At 56.7% G+C, this 16083-nt stretch carries 15 protein-coding genes; 11 read left to right on the top strand and 4 right to left on the bottom strand.

All coding sequences use genetic code 11. From position 1 onward, the window contains the following. Nucleotides 1-24: 24 nt before the first annotated feature. The 9 genes from infB to mtr all read left to right on the top strand — a co-directional run bounded on the left by infB (nt 25) and on the right by mtr (nt 11450). Entirely contained in the window at nt 25-2715 is a 2691-nt protein-coding gene (gene infB / locus RRF55_RS02730; protein ID WP_002918250.1) for a translation initiation factor IF-2, read from the top strand. Between the two features lie 102 nt (nt 2716-2817). Then, nucleotides 2818-3219 (top strand): 30S ribosome-binding factor RbfA, encoded by a 402-nt coding sequence (gene rbfA, locus RRF55_RS02725; RefSeq protein WP_002918248.1) that lies wholly within the window; start codon nt 2818-2820, stop codon nt 3217-3219. Continuing rightward, nucleotides 3219-4163, top strand: a complete 945-nt coding sequence (truB, locus tag RRF55_RS02720; protein WP_004144892.1) for a tRNA pseudouridine(55) synthase TruB — start codon at nt 3219-3221, stop codon at nt 4161-4163. The genes rbfA and truB overlap by 1 nt, the downstream gene beginning before the upstream one ends. A gap of 148 nt (nt 4164-4311) precedes the next feature. Then, nucleotides 4312-4581 (top strand): 30S ribosomal protein S15, encoded by a 270-nt coding sequence (gene rpsO, locus RRF55_RS02715; protein WP_002918244.1) that lies wholly within the window; start codon nt 4312-4314, stop codon nt 4579-4581. A gap of 242 nt (nt 4582-4823) precedes the next feature. Continuing rightward, nucleotides 4824-6959 carry a polyribonucleotide nucleotidyltransferase gene (pnp, locus tag RRF55_RS02710; RefSeq protein ID WP_004150944.1) on the top strand — a complete coding sequence of 712 codons (2136 nt, stop codon included), beginning with the start codon at nt 4824-4826 and terminating at the stop codon, nt 6957-6959. Nucleotides 6960-7067: 108 nt separating this feature from the next. Next, nucleotides 7068-7952, top strand: a complete 885-nt coding sequence (gene nlpI, locus RRF55_RS02705; protein ID WP_002918241.1) for a lipoprotein NlpI — start codon at nt 7068-7070, stop codon at nt 7950-7952. Nucleotides 7953-8056: 104 nt separating this feature from the next. Then, nucleotides 8057-8137, top strand: a complete 81-nt coding sequence (yrbN, locus tag RRF55_RS02700) for a protein YrbN (RefSeq protein WP_085903200.1) — start codon at nt 8057-8059, stop codon at nt 8135-8137. Beyond that, entirely contained in the window at nt 8130-10061 is a 1932-nt protein-coding gene (gene deaD / locus RRF55_RS02695; RefSeq protein WP_004150943.1) for an ATP-dependent RNA helicase DeaD, read from the top strand. The genes yrbN and deaD overlap by 8 nt, the downstream gene beginning before the upstream one ends. A gap of 144 nt (nt 10062-10205) precedes the next feature. After that, complete coding sequence (gene mtr, locus RRF55_RS02690) at nt 10206-11450, top strand: tryptophan permease (protein WP_023288020.1); 1245 nt, start codon at nt 10206-10208, stop codon at nt 11448-11450. Nucleotides 11451-11494: 44 nt separating this feature from the next. Here the strand turns inward: mtr and RRF55_RS02685 are convergent, their stop codons facing one another. The 3 genes from RRF55_RS02685 to ubiU all read right to left on the bottom strand — a co-directional run bounded on the left by RRF55_RS02685 (nt 11495) and on the right by ubiU (nt 14525). Beyond that, nucleotides 11495-12502: a luciferase-like monooxygenase gene (locus tag RRF55_RS02685; protein WP_004144889.1), complete on the bottom strand. Its 1008-nt coding sequence runs from the start codon at nt 12500-12502 to the stop codon at nt 11495-11497. Nucleotides 12503-12645: 143 nt separating this feature from the next. Next, on the bottom strand, nt 12646-13524 hold the full coding sequence (locus RRF55_RS02680; RefSeq protein WP_023288019.1) for a U32 family peptidase: 879 nt from the start codon (nt 13522-13524) through the stop codon (nt 12646-12648). A 5-nt stretch (nt 13525-13529) separates the two neighbouring features. After that, complete coding sequence (gene ubiU / locus RRF55_RS02675) at nt 13530-14525, bottom strand: ubiquinone anaerobic biosynthesis protein UbiU (RefSeq protein ID WP_002918232.1); 996 nt, start codon at nt 14523-14525, stop codon at nt 13530-13532. 221 nt (nt 14526-14746) lie between these two features. Here ubiU and ubiT point away from each other — a divergent pair, with 221 nt between their 5' ends. After that, entirely contained in the window at nt 14747-15271 is a 525-nt protein-coding gene (ubiT, locus tag RRF55_RS02670; protein WP_002918231.1) for a ubiquinone anaerobic biosynthesis accessory factor UbiT, read from the top strand. Then, nucleotides 15265-15768 (top strand): GNAT family N-acetyltransferase, encoded by a 504-nt coding sequence (locus tag RRF55_RS02665; protein ID WP_002918229.1) that lies wholly within the window; start codon nt 15265-15267, stop codon nt 15766-15768. Before ubiT ends, RRF55_RS02665 begins: the two co-directional genes overlap by 7 nt. Here RRF55_RS02665 and RRF55_RS02660 read toward each other — a convergent pair. Continuing rightward, nucleotides 15755-16045, bottom strand: a complete 291-nt coding sequence (locus RRF55_RS02660; protein ID WP_002918226.1) for a GIY-YIG nuclease family protein — start codon at nt 16043-16045, stop codon at nt 15755-15757. The two genes, RRF55_RS02665 and RRF55_RS02660, sit on opposite strands and share 14 nt — an antisense overlap. Nucleotides 16046-16083 lie beyond the last annotated feature (38 nt).

Below are 16083 nucleotides of genomic sequence, written 5' to 3'. Positions count from 1 at the left end.
TAAACTGTAGCAGGAAGGAACAGCATGACAGATGTGACTATTAAAGCGCTGGCCTCAGAGATTCAGACCTCTGTGGATCGCCTGATACAGCAATTTGCTGACGCAGGCATCCGCAAATCGGCTGATGATTCTGTGACCTCGCAAGAGAAACAAACTTTGTTGACGCACCTGAACCGTGAACACGGCTCGGCGCCAGACAAGCTGACGTTACAGCGTAAGACGCGCAGTACGTTGAATATTCCAGGTACCGGTGGAAAGAGTAAATCGGTACAAATCGAAGTCCGCAAGAAACGCACCTTTGTGAAACGCGATCCGCAAGAGGCTGAACGCCTGGCCGCGGAAGAGCAGGCGCAGCGTGAAGCGGAAGAGCAGGCCCGTCGTGAAGCTGAAGAAGCAGCGAAACGCGAGGCGCAATTAAAAGCTGAACGTGAGGCCGCAGAACAAGCTAAACGTGAAGTCGCTGATAAAGCGAAACGTGAAGCTGCGGAAAAAGACAAAGTGAGCAATCAACATACCGACGAAATGACCAAAACCGCCCAGGCTGAAAAGATCCGTCGCGAGAACGAAGCCGCGGAATTGAAGCGCAAATCGGAAGAAGAAGCACGCCGCAAACTTGAAGAAGAAGCGCGCCGTGTAGCGGAAGAAGCACGCCGTATGGCTGAAGAAAACGAAAAAAATTGGTCTGAAACCTCAGACAGCCCGGAAGATAGCAGCGACTATCACGTCACCACATCACAGCATGCTCGTCAGGCTGAAGATGATAACGATCGTGAAGTCGAAGGCGGTCGCGGCCGTAGCCGTAGCAGCAAAGCGGCTCGTCCGGCGAAGAAAGGCAACAAACACGCTGAATCGAAAGCTGATCGTGAAGAAGCCCGCGCGGCCGTTCGCGGCGGTAAAGGCGGTAAGCACCGTAAAGGTTCCGCTCTGCAGCAGGGCTTCCAGAAGCCAGCGCAGGCCGTTAACCGTGACGTCGTAATCGGCGAAACCATCACCGTTGGCGAACTGGCTAACAAGATGGCGGTGAAAGGTTCTCAGGTCATCAAAGCGATGATGAAGCTGGGCGCCATGGCGACCATCAACCAGGTCATCGACCAGGAAACCGCACAGCTGGTTGCCGAAGAGATGGGCCACAAAGTTATCCTGCGTCGTGAAAACGAACTGGAAGAAGCCGTAATGAGCGACCGTGACACCGGCGCGGCGGCTGAACCGCGCGCACCGGTCGTGACCATTATGGGTCACGTTGACCACGGTAAAACCTCGCTGCTGGACTACATTCGTTCTACCAAGGTTGCCTCCGGCGAAGCGGGTGGTATTACCCAGCACATCGGTGCTTACCACGTCGAAACCGACAACGGCATGATCACCTTCCTGGATACCCCGGGCCACGCCGCGTTTACCTCCATGCGTGCTCGTGGCGCGCAGGCGACGGATATCGTGGTTCTGGTGGTGGCGGCAGACGACGGCGTGATGCCGCAGACTATCGAAGCTATCCAGCACGCTAAAGCGGCGCAGGTACCGGTGGTAGTGGCGGTGAACAAGATCGATAAGCCAGAAGCCGATCCGGATCGCGTGAAGAACGAACTGTCCCAGTACGGCATCCTGCCGGAAGAGTGGGGCGGCGAGAGCCAGTTCGTCCACGTTTCCGCGAAAGCGGGTACCGGCATCGACGACCTGCTGGACGCGATCCTGCTGCAGGCTGAAGTTCTTGAGCTGAAAGCGGTCCGCAACGGTATGGCGAGCGGCGCGGTCATCGAATCCTTCCTTGATAAAGGTCGTGGTCCGGTAGCTACCGTTCTGGTTCGCGAAGGTACTCTGCACAAGGGCGACATTGTTCTGTGCGGCTTCGAATATGGCCGTGTGCGCGCGATGCGTGACGAACTGGGTCGCGAAGTGCTGGAAGCGGGTCCGTCCATTCCGGTGGAAATCCTCGGCCTGTCCGGTGTGCCGGCTGCCGGTGATGAAGTGACCGTAGTGCGTGACGAGAAAAAAGCGCGTGAAGTGGCGCTGTATCGTCAGGGCAAATTCCGTGAAGTTAAGCTGGCGCGTCAGCAGAAATCTAAACTGGAAAACATGTTCGCTAACATGACCGAAGGCGAAGTTCACGAAGTGAACATCGTACTGAAAGCGGACGTACAGGGTTCTGTCGAAGCGATTTCCGATTCCTTACTGAAACTGTCTACCGACGAAGTGAAAGTGAAGATCATCGGTTCCGGCGTAGGTGGTATCACCGAAACCGACGCTACCCTGGCAGCAGCATCCAACGCGATTCTGGTTGGCTTCAACGTTCGTGCCGATGCCTCTGCGCGTAAAGTTATCGAAGCGGAAAGCCTGGATCTGCGTTACTACTCCGTCATCTATAACCTGATCGACGAAGTGAAAGCGGCGATGAGCGGCATGCTGTCTCCGGAACTGAAACAGCAGATCATCGGTCTGGCTGAAGTGCGTGATGTCTTCAAATCGCCGAAATTCGGCGCCATCGCGGGCTGTATGGTTACCGAAGGGACGATCAAACGTCACAACCCAATCCGCGTTCTGCGTGACAACGTGGTTATCTATGAAGGCGAGCTGGAATCCCTGCGCCGCTTCAAAGATGACGTTAACGAAGTCCGTAACGGCATGGAATGTGGTATCGGCGTGAAGAACTACAACGACGTTCGCGTTGGCGATATGATCGAAGTGTTCGAAATCATCGAAATCCAGCGTAGCATCGATTAATCATTTGATGGCTAAGCAGCCGGGGAAGCGAAGCGCCACCCGGCAATCATTTTAAAAAGGGGCTTTTGGCCCCTTTTTTGTCTTTATTCTGGAGAACTTATTATGGCGAAAGAATTTGGTCGCCCGCAGCGTGTGGCCCAGGAGATGCAAAAAGAGATTGCCATCATCCTGCAGCGTGAAATTAAAGATCCGCGTCTGGGCATGATGACCACCGTTTCCGGTGTGGAAATGTCCCGTGACCTGGCCTATGCCAAGGTGTATGTCACCTTCCTTAACGACAAAGATGAAGCCGCGGTGAAAGCGGGCATCAAAGCGCTGCAGGAAGCTTCTGGCTTTATCCGCTCTCTGCTGGGGAAAGCGATGCGTCTGCGCATCGTACCGGAATTGACTTTCTTCTACGACAACTCACTGGTGGAAGGGATGCGTATGTCCAACCTGGTCACCAGCGTGGTGAAACACGACGATGAACGTCGTGTGAACCCGGACGACAGCAAGGAGGACTGATGAGTCGTCCTCGTCGTCGCGGCCGCGACGTGCATGGCGTATTGTTGCTGGACAAGCCTCAGGGCGCCTCCAGTAACGATGTGCTGCAAAAAGTAAAACGTATTTATAACGCCAACCGCGCCGGGCATACCGGCGCGCTGGATCCGCTGGCGACCGGTATGCTGCCGATCTGCCTTGGCGAAGCGACCAAGTTTTCCCAGTATCTGCTGGACTCCGATAAGCGTTACCGCGTGATCGCCAAACTTGGCCAGCGCACGGATACCTCCGATGCCGACGGTCAGGTGGTGGAAGAGCGCCCGCTGACTTTTAGCGACGAACAGCTGGCGGCTGCGCTGGACAGCTTCCGCGGCGAGACGCAGCAGGTGCCGTCGATGTATTCGGCGCTGAAATATCAGGGCAAGAAGCTATACGAATATGCTCGCCAGGGTATTGAAGTTCCGCGGGAAGCCCGGCCGATAACCGTCTATGAGCTGCTGTTTATTCGCCGCGAAGGCGATGAGCTGGAGCTGGAGATCCACTGCTCGAAAGGCACCTACATCCGGACGATTATCGATGATTTAGGTGAGAAGCTCGGCTGCGGCGCGCACGTGATTTTCCTGCGTCGCCTGGCGGTAAGCAAATACCCGGTCGAGCGGATGGTGACCCTCGAGCAGCTGCAGGCGCTGGTCGATGAGGCGGCGGCGCAGGATATTCCTGCCGCTCAGTTGCTTGATCCGCTGCTGATGCCGATGGACAGCCCGGCCTCGGATTACCCGCTGGTTAATATTCCAGAAACCTCCGCAGTCTACTTTAAGAACGGCAACCCGGTACGTCAGTCAGGCGCGCCGCTTAACGGGCTGGTGCGGGTGATGGAGAGCGAGTCCGGCAAGTTTCTCGGCATGGGCGAAATTGACGATGAAGGCCGCGTGGCCCCGCGTCGTCTGGTGGTGGAATACCCGGCGTAAGCGCTTTTCTTGCGATAAAAGCCTGCTACGAGTAGAATATCGCCGCTTAACGTCCGCTAACGTGTTTTAACATTTTCGGGCGTTGCCTCAGGGGTCGCTGAATTAGAGATCGGCACCCTTTCTTTCTTTTAATTTTTGGAGTTATAAAATGTCTCTAAGCGTTGAAGCTAAAGCAAAAATCGTTTCTGAGTTTGGTCGTGGCGAAAACGACAGCGGTTCTACCGAAGTTCAGGTTGCACTGCTGACCGCACAGATCAACCACCTGCAGGGCCACTTTGCAGAGCACAAAAAAGATCACCACAGCCGTCGTGGTCTGCTGCGCATGGTTTCTCAGCGTCGTAAACTGCTCGACTACCTGAAACGTAAAGATGTTGCCCGTTACTCTGCGCTGATTGAGCGTCTGGGTCTGCGTCGCTAATTCTGCGAGTTTCAGAAAAAGGGGCCTGACGGCCCCTTTTTTCGACCGGGCGGCAGCAATTCATTCAAAACTCATGTATTGTTGCTAGTAATGATCTTCATGCAGAGGTTCGCGCGGCTAATGAGAGGCTTCATCCGCAGGGGCGGGTAAAGGTTGTCATTAGTCGCGAGGATGCAGAAGATCGGGTCAATAGACGCTATGTCGTGGATATGGCGTGATTTATAGATAAAAAGGATAGAATTTTGCTTAATCCGATCGTTCGTAAATTCCAGTACGGCCAGCATACCGTGACCCTGGAAACCGGCATGATGGCGCGCCAGGCAACGGCCGCTGTGATGGTTAGCATGGATGACACTGCGGTATTCGTTACCGTTGTGGGTCAGAAAAAAGCGAAGCCAGGCCAGGACTTTTTCCCGCTGACCGTTAACTACCAGGAGCGTACCTACGCTGCCGGTAAAATCCCGGGTGGTTTCTTCCGCCGTGAAGGCCGTCCAAGCGAAGGCGAAACCCTGATCGCGCGTCTGATTGACCGCCCGGTTCGCCCGCTGTTCCCGGAAGGCTTCGTTAACGAAGTTCAGGTTATCGCCACCGTCGTTTCCGTTAACCCGCAGGTTAACCCAGACATCGTCGCGATGATCGGTGCTTCCGCTGCGCTGTCGCTGTCTGGTATTCCGTTCAATGGCCCAATCGGCGCTGCGCGCGTGGGTTACATCAACGACCAGTACGTACTGAACCCAACCCAGGAAGAACTGAAGTCCAGCAAACTGGACCTGGTGGTTGCCGGTACCGAAGCGGCCGTGCTGATGGTGGAATCCGAAGCGGAACTGCTGAGCGAAGACCAGATGCTGGGCGCGGTGGTCTTCGGCCACGAGCAGCAGCAGATTGTTATTCAGAACATCAACGACCTGGTGAAAGAAGCCGGTAAACCGCGTTGGGACTGGCAGCCGGAAGCGGTCAACGAAGCGCTGAACGCGCGCGTGGCTGCGCTGGCTGAATCCCGTCTGAGCGATGCTTACCGTATCACCGACAAACAAGAGCGTTACGCTCAGGTTGACGTGATCAAATCTGAAACCATCGCCACGCTGGTTGCTGAAGATGAAACCCTGGACGCTAACGAGCTGGGTGAAATCCTGCACGCCATCGAGAAAAACGTGGTTCGTAGCCGCGTACTGGCCGGCGAGCCGCGTATCGATGGCCGTGAAAAAGATATGATCCGTGGTCTGGACGTTCGTACCGGCGTTCTGCCGCGTACTCACGGTTCCGCGCTGTTCACCCGTGGTGAAACGCAGGCGCTGGTTACCGCGACTCTGGGTACCGCACGCGATGCGCAGAACATCGACGAACTGATGGGCGAGCGCACCGACTCCTTCCTGTTCCACTACAACTTCCCTCCGTACTCCGTAGGCGAAACTGGCATGGTGGGGTCTCCGAAGCGTCGTGAAATCGGTCACGGTCGTCTGGCGAAGCGCGGCGTACTGGCCGTGATGCCGACTATTGAAGAATTCCCGTACACCGTGCGCGTGGTATCGGAAATCACCGAATCTAACGGTTCCTCTTCCATGGCTTCCGTCTGCGGCGCCTCTCTGGCGCTGATGGACGCGGGCGTGCCGGTAAAAGCCGCTGTGGCGGGTATCGCAATGGGTCTGGTGAAAGAAGGCGACAACTTCGTCGTGCTGTCTGACATCCTCGGTGACGAAGACCACCTCGGCGATATGGACTTCAAAGTTGCGGGTTCCCGCGACGGTATCTCTGCGCTGCAGATGGATATCAAAATTGAAGGTATCACCAAAGAAATCATGCAGGTTGCATTGAACCAGGCTAAAGGTGCGCGTCTGCACATCCTGGGCGTGATGGAGCAGGCGATTAACGCGCCGCGCGGCGATATCTCTGAATTCGCACCGCGTATCCACACCATCAAGATCAACCCGGACAAGATCAAAGACGTTATCGGTAAAGGCGGTTCTGTTATCCGTGCCCTGACCGAAGAGACCGGTACTACCATCGAGATCGAAGATGACGGTACCGTGAAGATCGCAGCGACCGACGGCGACAAAGCGCAGCATGCTATCCGTCGTATCGAAGAGATCACCGCTGAGATCGAAGTTGGCCGCATCTACAATGGTAAAGTGACCCGTATCGTTGACTTTGGCGCATTCGTTGCCATCGGCGGCGGTAAAGAAGGTCTGGTTCACATCTCGCAGATCGCTGACAAGCGCGTTGAGAAAGTGACTGACTACCTGCAGATGGGTCAGGAAGTACCGGTTAAGGTTCTGGAAGTTGACCGCCAGGGCCGTGTCCGTCTGAGCATTAAAGAAGCAACTGAACAGACTCCGTCTGCCGCAGCGCCGGAAGCTCCGGCTGCCGAGCAGGGCGAGTAAGGTTGCCGTTAGCCCTCCGCTTTTGCGGAGGGCGTTTTACGGGCAGGACGCCTCGTTTGCAGCCGGGGAACAGGACGTTCATCCAATCGTTGTCTTCGGGAGTGGGAAATGAAGCCTTTTTTGCGCTGGTGTTTCGTGGCGACAGCTCTCACGCTGGCAGGATGCAGTAGCACCGCCTGGCGTAAGGACGCCGTCCTCGCAGTACCATTGCAACCCACTTTACAGCAAGAAGTGATTCTGGCACGCATGGAACAAATTCTTGCCAGTCGGGCTTTATCCGATGACGAACGCGCACAGCTTTTATATGAGCGCGGAGTGTTGTATGATAGTCTCGGTCTGAGGGCACTTGCGCGAAATGATTTTTCACAAGCGCTGGCAATCCGACCCGATATGCCGGAAGTATTCAATTACTTAGGCATTTACTTAACGCAGGCAGGCAATTTTGATGCTGCCTATGAAGCGTTTGATTCTGTACTTGAGCTTGATCCAACTTACAACTACGCGCACTTGAACCGCGGTATCGCCCTGTATTACGGCGGCCGGGCTAAGTTAGCGCAAGATGATCTGCTGGCGTTTTATCAAGACGATCCCAATGATCCTTTCCGTAGCCTGTGGCTTTATATCGCCGAGCGTAAACTCGACGAGAAGCGGGCGCTTGAAGCACTCAGAGAGCGCTTAAACAAGTCGGATAAAGAGCAATGGGGATGGAACATTGTCGAGTTCTACCTTGGCGACATTAGCGAAAAAGAGCTGATGACTCGTCTGAAGGCAGACGCAACGGATAACACCTCGCTCGCTGAGCATCTCAGTGAAACCAACTTCTATTTAGGTAAGTACTACCTAAGTCTGGGGGACAAGGACAGCGCTACGGCACTGTTCAAACTGGCGGTCGCCAACAACGTACACAACTACGTTGAGCACCGATACGCATTGTTGGAATTATCGCTCTTGGGCCAGGAGCAAGATGACCTGGCAGAATCGGACCAGCAATAGCTGACGAACACATCAGCCCATAGTTTTTTGCTTGCCATCACCTTTGCGGGTGAGGGCGTTGTTGTTCGTTAATACACCTACTTTGAGCCGGTTCACACTTTTCAATGAAAATTACCGTAAATTTTCACGATGAGTTATGTAGACTGGCCGCCATTAATTTTGAGGCACACGTACTACATGGCTGAATTCGAAACCACTTTTGCAGATCTGGGCCTGAAGGCTCCTATCCTTGAAGCGCTCACCGATCTGGGTTACGAAAAACCATCTCCGATCCAGGCTGAGTGCATTCCGCATCTGCTGGACGGCCGCGACGTTCTGGGTATGGCCCAGACCGGTAGCGGTAAAACCGCAGCATTCTCTTTACCGCTGCTGAACAACATCGATCCTGAGCTGAGAGCACCGCAGATTCTGGTGCTGGCGCCGACCCGCGAACTGGCGGTACAGGTTGCTGAAGCAATGACGGAATTCTCTAAACATATGCGCGGCGTGAACGTGGTTGCCCTGTACGGCGGCCAGCGTTATGACGTGCAGCTGCGCGCCCTGCGTCAGGGTCCGCAGATCGTCGTCGGTACCCCGGGTCGTCTGCTGGACCACCTGAAGCGCGGCACCCTGGACCTCTCCAAACTGAGCGGCCTGGTACTGGATGAAGCAGATGAAATGCTGCGCATGGGCTTTATCGAAGATGTAGAAACCATTATGGCGCAGATCCCGGAAGGGCATCAGACCGCGCTGTTCTCCGCCACCATGCCGGAAGCTATCCGTCGCATTACCCGTCGCTTTATGAAAGAGCCGCAGGAAGTGCGCATTCAGTCCAGCGTGACGACTCGCCCGGATATCAGCCAGAGCTACTGGACTGCCTACGGCATGCGTAAAAACGAAGCGCTGGTGCGTTTCCTGGAAGCGGAAGACTTTGATGCGGCGATTATCTTCGTCCGTACCAAAAACGCGACCCTGGAAGTAGCTGAAGCGCTGGAGCGTAATGGCTACAACAGCGCGGCGCTGAACGGCGACATGAACCAGGCGCTGCGTGAGCAGACTCTGGAACGCCTGAAAGATGGTCGTCTGGATATCCTGATTGCGACTGACGTTGCGGCCCGTGGCCTGGACGTTGAGCGTATCAGCCTGGTGGTGAACTACGACATCCCAATGGATTCTGAATCCTACGTTCACCGTATCGGCCGTACTGGTCGTGCCGGTCGTGCTGGCCGCGCGCTGCTGTTCGTTGAGAACCGCGAGCGTCGTCTGCTGCGCAACATCGAACGCACTATGAAGCTGACCATTCCTGAAGTGGAACTGCCTAACGCGGAGCTGCTGAGCAAGCGTCGTCTGGAAAAATTCGCCGCGAAAGTTCAGCAGCAGCTGGAAAGCAGCGATCTGGATCAGTACCGTGCACTGCTGGCGAAAATCCAGCCGACGGCGGAAGGTGAAGAGCTGGACGTGGAAACGCTGGCTGCTGCGCTGCTGAAGATGGCTCAGGGCGAACGTTCGCTGATCGTTCCGCCGGACGCGCCGATGCGTCCACGTCGTGAATTCCGCGATCGTGACGATCGTTTCGACCGTCGTGGCGACCGTAATGATCGCGGCCCGCGCGGCGATCGCGAAGATCGTCCGAAGCGTGAGCGTCGTGACGTGGGTGACATGGAGCTGTATCGCATTGAAGTGGGTCGCGATGACGGCGTTGAAGTGCGTCATATCGTTGGCGCGATCGCCAATGAAGGCGATATCAGCAGCCGTTACATCGGTAACATCAAGCTGTTCGCTTCTCACTCCACCATTGAGCTGCCGAAAGGGATGCCGGGCGAAGTGCTGCAGCACTTTACTCGTACCCGTATCCTGAACAAGCCGATGAACATGCAGCTGCTGGGCGATGCGCAGCCGCGCACCGAACGTCGTGGCGGCGGTGAGCGTCGCGAAGGCGGCCGTGGCTTCGGCGGCGAGCGTCGTGAAGGCGGCCGTGGCTTCGGTGGCGAACGTCGTGAAGGCGGTCGTGGTGAAGGACGTCGTTTCAGCGGCGAACGTCGTGAAGGCCGTGCGCCGCGTCGTGACGATGCATCCGCGCCGCGCCGCGATGACTCAGCCGGTCGCCGTCGCTTCGGTGGCGATGCGTAATCAACGCCGCCCGCTAGCGTAAACTAAATAATACAGCCCCGATCGTCATGATTGGGGCTTTTTTTATTCCCTTTGTACTCGTGTACTGGTACAGTGCGTCATGCTCAACGTGAGCGAAGTATTTTCGACTGGAGAATTCGGTAAATGGCGACACTAACCACTACGGCAACCCGTCCGTCTCTGTTTGGCGGCGTGGTGATTATCGGCGGCACGATTATCGGCGCGGGCATGTTCTCGCTGCCGGTGGTGATGTCCGGCGCGTGGTTTTTCTGGTCGCTGGCGGCGCTGGTCTTCACCTGGTTCTGCATGCTGCACTCCGGTTTGATGATCCTCGAGGCCAATCTTAACTACCGCATCGGCTCCAGCTTCGACACCATTACCAAAGACCTGCTCGGCAAGGGCTGGAACCTGGTGAACGGTGTATCAATCGCCTTTGTGCTCTATATCCTGACCTACGCCTATATTTCGGCGAGCGGTTCGATCCTCCACCACACCTTCAGTGAACTGTCGCTGAAGGTGCCGGCGCGCGCGGCGGGCTTCGGCTTTGCGCTGCTGGTGGCGTTTATCGTCTGGATGAGCACCAAAGCGGTGAGCCGCATGACGGCTATCGTACTGGGCGCTAAGGTGATCACCTTCTTCCTGACCTTCGGTAGCCTGCTCGGGCACGTCGAGCCGACGACGCTATTTAACGTTGCGGAGAAGAATGCCTCCTATGCGCCATACCTGCTGATGACGCTCCCGTTCTGCCTGGCCTCGTTTGGCTATCACGGCAACGTGCCGAGCCTGATGAAATACTACGGAAAAGATCCGCGCACCATCATTCGCTGCTTAACCTACGGTACGCTGCTGGCGCTGGGTCTGTATGTCGTTTGGCTGCTGGTGACGATGGGTAACATCCCTCGTCCGCAGTTTATCGACATCGCGCAGAAGGGCGGCAACATTGATGTGCTGGTGCAGGCGTTGAGCGGCGTGCTGAATAGTCGGAGCCTGGATCTGCTGCTGGTGGTGTTCTCGAACTTTGCCGTCGCCAGTTCATTCCTCGGCGTGACGCTGGGGCTGTTCGACTACCTGGCGGATCTGTTTGGCTTTGACGATAGCGCGATGGGACGCTTTAAAACCGCGCTGCTGACCTTTATCCCGCCGATGATTGGCGGACTGGTCAAACCCGATGGTTTCCTCTACGCCATCGGCTATGCTGGCCTGGCGGCGACGATCTGGGCGGCGATTGTACCGGCGCTGCTGGCTCGCGCCTCACGCCAACGCTTCGGCAGCCCACAGTTCCGCGTTTGGGGCGGAACGCCAATGATTGTGCTGATCCTGCTCTTTGGCCTCGGCAATGCGGTTGTACATATCCTGTCGAGCGTCAATCTGCTGCCGGTTTATCAGTAAAGCTATTGCCCGGTGGCGCGACGTCCACCGGGCTGACGTGTGTGTTACCCCAACAGCTCCTCTTTCACCTGCATCGCTAAATCGAAAGAATGCAGACGCGCCTGGTGGTCGAAGATCTGGCCATTGACCATGATTTCGTCCGCCTCGGTTTCACGCAGAATCGACTCTAGCCCATGGCGGACTTTAGTTTTATCGCCGACCAGCGACATGCTCAGTGCCTGCTGCACACCATACTGCTCGGACGCTGACCACAGCTGATGCATATTTTCCACCGGCGGCGGCAACTGACCGGTCTCGCCGCGACGCAGCTTCACAAACGCCTGTTGCATGGAGGTGAAGAGAAACTCCGCATCGCGGTTGCTGTCGGCGGCGATGATATTGATACACACCATCGCGTACGGTTTTTCCAGCCGCGCCGAAGGTTTGAAATTGCTGCGATACAGATGCAGGGCCTGGAACAACATATCCGGCGCGAAGTGCGAGGCGAAGGCAAACGGCAGGCCGAGCTGCGCCGCCAGTTGCGCGCTATAGAGGCTTGAGCCCAGCAGCCATACTGGAATGCGCTCCCCGTAGCCGGGAACCGGGCGCACGTGCGGGTTCGGATCGCGGGCGTCAAACCAGTCCACCAGTTCCGCTACATCGCGCGGGAAATTATCGACATCGCCGCTCATATGGCGACGCAGGGCGCGCATGGTCGGCTGATCGCTGCCCGGCGCGCGGCCAAGGCCGAGGTCGATCCGCCCGGGGTAAAGGGTGTTCAGGGTGCCGAACTGCTCAGCTATCACCAGTGGAGAGTGGTTAGGCAGCATCACGCCGCCGGACCCGAGATGCAGGGTGGTGGTGTTGGCGGCGAGATAGCCAATCAGCACCGAGGTCGCTGCGCTGGCAATGCCGACCATATTATGGTGCTCCGCCAGCCAGTAGCGATGATAGCCGCGCGATTCGGCCAGCTGGGCGAGATCCAGAGAGTGGGTAAAAGCTTCTTTGGCAGAAGATCCTTGCGGGATCGGCGCCAGATCGAGCACCGAGAATGGAACAGATTTGTCAGTCATAAAGGCTCACTTTGCTACAGCATCGTCATCAGATTGAAGGTCTTCTTCCAGCCTGGCGCATCCTGGACGCGCCAGCCAGAAAAGCTGCATCTTTAATAATGCATTAAAATCTGAGCACCGTTGTTAACAAAGTGAGCGGTTTATCAGGCCTGAAGCACCAGTCCTGGCAATCGTTTCCAGTAGCCGTTGCAATCGCTATTGCTGGTGAGATCCAGCGGCGCAGCGCCGTTTTCGTTGGCGCGGAAGGCATCGAGCATGGCGAAGGTCTCGTTGCCCATCGGCGACAGGCGCACCATATCCACCAGGCCGTGCATGGAGGTCAGCTCATTGCCCAGGTTATAGACGTAGCCGCTCATGGTCTGAATACCATTGAGCACGAACACCTGCTGGTTCTCCTGCGACAGCATGCTGCGCCCGGTTGGGTACTTGATGCAGCAGGTTTCGCACTCGTCCTTTGGCCGGTCTTCCGAGCGGGCGGTAAAGCAGCGCGCGGAATAAGCCAGCGGCAGATGGCCGTAGCTCAGCACTTCGACTTCAAACTGGTTGCGGATACCCAGCTCTTCGCACTGGGTCAGTAAATTAGCCAGCCAGTCGCGGGAGAGTTCCACCGGCATGCACCAGCGCACCATGCCCTGTTTCCGCAGCAGGCGTAGGGTGACGGCGTTGTAGCAGTTCAGCGCATGCCCGGCGACGAATGGTAGCTTGCGTTCGGCGCAGAGATTTACCACGCCCAAATCACTGGCCTCAATCAGAAATTCGCCGTTATCGACATAGCGCTTCAGCTCGCCCAGTTCAGAAGAGGCCTGCACCAGCGCGAGGGTGGAGAGCACCACCTGCTTGCCGCTAGCGGCCAGCGTTTTCGCCATTTCGATCCAGTCGCCAACTTTGGTGGCGCGGCGTTTGCTGCATACCGCTTCGCCGAGATAAATGGTGTCGGCGCTGCAGTTTGCCGCCTGCTGGTAAAAATCTTCCAGCGTCTCTTTTGGCCAGTAGTACAGCACCGGCCCTAATGAATATTTCATGTTTCTCACTGCCATTTACGGTGATAAGCGCCAAGGGTAGTTTGTGTCCCCTCGGACATGGCGCCCAGGGTCTCCATCCAGGCGGACTGCGGTACGAAATTCTGCGGATCGGCTTTGCAGCGATCGATCGCCTGGCGCCAGACTTTCGCCACCTGGGTCACGTAAGCCGGGCTGCGCTGACGGCCTTCGATTTTCACCGAGGCGATATTGGCGGCCATCAATTCCGGCAACAGTTCCAGGGTGTTGAGGCTGGTGGGCTCCTCCAGCGCGTGATAGCGCTCGCCATCAACCAGGTAGCGGCCTTTGCACAGCGTCGGATAACCGGCATTCTCGCCATCCTGATAACGGTCAATCAGCACTTCATTGAGACGCGATTCCAGCCCCTGCGGCGTTTGCTGCCAGCGTACGAAGCGGGCAGGCGAACAGGCGCCGACGGTGTTGGGCGATTCGCCGGTCAGGTAGGAAGAGAGATAGCAGCGGCCTTCCGCCATGATGCACAGGCTGCCGAAGGCGAAGACTTCCAGCGGCACCGGCGTAGCGCGGGCCAACTGTTTCACCTGATGAATAGACAACACGCGCGGCAGTACGACGCGCGCGACGTCGAAGTTGCGATGATAGAAGCGAATGGCCTCTTCATTGGTGGCGGAAGCCTGCACCGAAACGTGACGCTCAATGTGTGGGTAACGCTCCGCAGCGTACTCCAGCATGGCGATATCGGCCAGAATGAGCGCATCGGCGCCCAGTTGAGCGGCCATATCCACTGCTCGCTGCCAGCGGGCGTAGCCGTCGGGATGAGCGAAGGTATTGATGGCGATATGCAGCTTACGACGGTGCTGATGCACAAAGCTGACGGCTTCCTGCAGTTTCTTTTCGGTGAAATTAAGGCCGGCAAAGTGGCGGGCGTTGGTGTCATCTTTCAGCCCGATATAGACGGCATCGGCGCCGTTTTCGATGGCCGCCTTAAGCGCCGGAAGGTTACCGGCTGGGCAGAGCAGCTCCATAATTTTTCCTGAAAAATGCGGCCCGTCAGGGACGCTGAATGGTTAACGAGCAGGGATTTTAGTTAACCTTCTGGTGACAATTTTTGATTTGAGGCAGTTAAAAGTGTATTGGCGGCGCCAATAACTGGCGGCCGTCATCGCGTTTTTGTTGATTTACGCCGCTATGTTGTTTATGTGATATGGCACAATAGCGGAACTATTGCATTCATGGAGTAAAGCTTGTGTTGGATAAACTGCGTTCCCGGCTGGTCCACTTTGGCCCGTCTTTAATGAGCGTGCCGGTTAAGCTGGCGCCTTTTGCCCTCAAGCGCCAGGTGCTGGAGCAAGTGCTGAGCTGGCAGTTTCGCCAGGCGCTGGCGGAGGGGGAGCTGGAGTTTCTTGAGGGGCGTTGGTTAAGTATTCATGTGCGTGACATCGGTCTGCTGTGGTATACCTCGGTAGTCGATGGTCGACTGGTGGTCAGCCAGCAGGCCGACGCCGACGTCAGCTTCAGCGCCGACGCCAGCGATCTGTTAATGATCGCCGCGCGCAAGCAGGATCCGGATACGCTATTCTTCCAGCGTCGTCTGGTCATTGAAGGCGATACGGAGCTGGGGCTGTATGTAAAAAATTTGATGGACGCCATTGAGCTCGAGCAGATGCCAAAAGCGCTGCGCGTGATGTTGCTGCAACTGGCGGATTTTGTCGAAGCTGGACTGAAGAGCCCGCAGAAACCTGAACAGACATCGGTAGGTGAGGCATGCTGATTCGAGTGGAGATTGGGATTGATGCACCGGGAATCGACGCGCTGCTGCGTCGTACTTTCGGCCGCGATGCCGAAGCGCAGCTGGTGCACGATCTGCGTGAAGATGGACTGATCACGCTGGGGGTAGTGGCGACGGATGATGAAGGCCAGGTGATCGGCTACGTTGCCTTCAGCCCGGTGGCGGTGGAAGGTGAAGAGCTGCAGTGGGTCGGCCTGGCGCCGCTGGCGGTAGATGAACGCTACCGCGGACAGGGCATTGGCCGGCAGCTGGTTTATGAAGGGCTGGACTCGCTGAATGAGTTTGGCTACGCCGCGGTGGTGACGCTGGGCGACCCGGATTTATACCGTCGCTTCGGCTTTGAACCGGCCGCGCGCTTCGATCTCCGCTGCCGCTGGCCGGACAGCGCCGAGGCGTTCCAGGTTCACCGTCTGGCGGATGACGCCCTCGACGGCGTCCATGGCCAGGTAGAATACAGCGAGCACTTTAATCGTCTTTAAGCCTTGCCAGCAGGGTTTCGAAGGCATCCTCTCCGGCAACGAGGCGCTCTTTTTCGCGCTTCGTTAGCTGCTTGACGCGATATTCCAGTCGCAATGCAAGTGAGTGTTCACCAACTTCGTGGCTAAAGGCCAGCTGCAGGTCGCCTTTGCCGCGCAACGCCTTTGCGCCTTTTCCCGCCTGATGCTGGCGAAAGCGGCGTGGCACGTCGGTGGTGATGCCGGTATAAAGGCGATTATCCGCGGTTCGAATGAGATACAGAAACCAGCACACGGTCACAAAGTCACTATGGTAAGGTGTGTGCACCATAGCATAAT

Source organism: Klebsiella sp. K47 (assembly GCF_051858335.1).
Classification (GTDB): Bacteria; Pseudomonadota; Gammaproteobacteria; order Enterobacterales; family Enterobacteriaceae; genus Klebsiella; species Klebsiella pneumoniae.
The sequence above is the reverse complement of the archived record's forward strand: the minus strand, read 5'-3'. Positions and strand labels throughout refer to the sequence as shown.

Excerpts from the sequence above, each read along its gene's own strand:
- infB (WP_002918250.1), top strand. The coding sequence starts at position 25 with ATGACAGATGTGACTATTAAAGCGCTGGCCTCAGAGATTCAGACCTCT.
- rbfA (WP_002918248.1), top strand. The coding sequence starts at position 2,818 with ATGGCGAAAGAATTTGGTCGCCCGCAGCGTGTGGCCCAGGAGATGCAA.
- truB (WP_004144892.1), top strand. The coding sequence starts at position 3,219 with ATGAGTCGTCCTCGTCGTCGCGGCCGCGACGTGCATGGCGTATTGTTG.
- rpsO (WP_002918244.1), top strand. The coding sequence starts at position 4,312 with ATGTCTCTAAGCGTTGAAGCTAAAGCAAAAATCGTTTCTGAGTTTGGT.
- nlpI (WP_002918241.1), top strand. The coding sequence starts at position 7,068 with ATGAAGCCTTTTTTGCGCTGGTGTTTCGTGGCGACAGCTCTCACGCTG.
- yrbN (WP_085903200.1), top strand. The coding sequence starts at position 8,057 with ATGAAAATTACCGTAAATTTTCACGATGAGTTATGTAGACTGGCCGCC.
- deaD (WP_004150943.1), top strand. The coding sequence starts at position 8,130 with ATGGCTGAATTCGAAACCACTTTTGCAGATCTGGGCCTGAAGGCTCCT.
- mtr (WP_023288020.1), top strand. The coding sequence starts at position 10,206 with ATGGCGACACTAACCACTACGGCAACCCGTCCGTCTCTGTTTGGCGGC.
- RRF55_RS02685 (WP_004144889.1), bottom strand. The coding sequence starts at position 12,502 with ATGACTGACAAATCTGTTCCATTCTCGGTGCTCGATCTGGCGCCGATC.
- RRF55_RS02680 (WP_023288019.1), bottom strand. The coding sequence starts at position 13,524 with ATGAAATATTCATTAGGGCCGGTGCTGTACTACTGGCCAAAAGAGACG.
- ubiU (WP_002918232.1), bottom strand. The coding sequence starts at position 14,525 with ATGGAGCTGCTCTGCCCAGCCGGTAACCTTCCGGCGCTTAAGGCGGCC.
- RRF55_RS02665 (WP_002918229.1), top strand. The coding sequence starts at position 15,265 with ATGCTGATTCGAGTGGAGATTGGGATTGATGCACCGGGAATCGACGCG.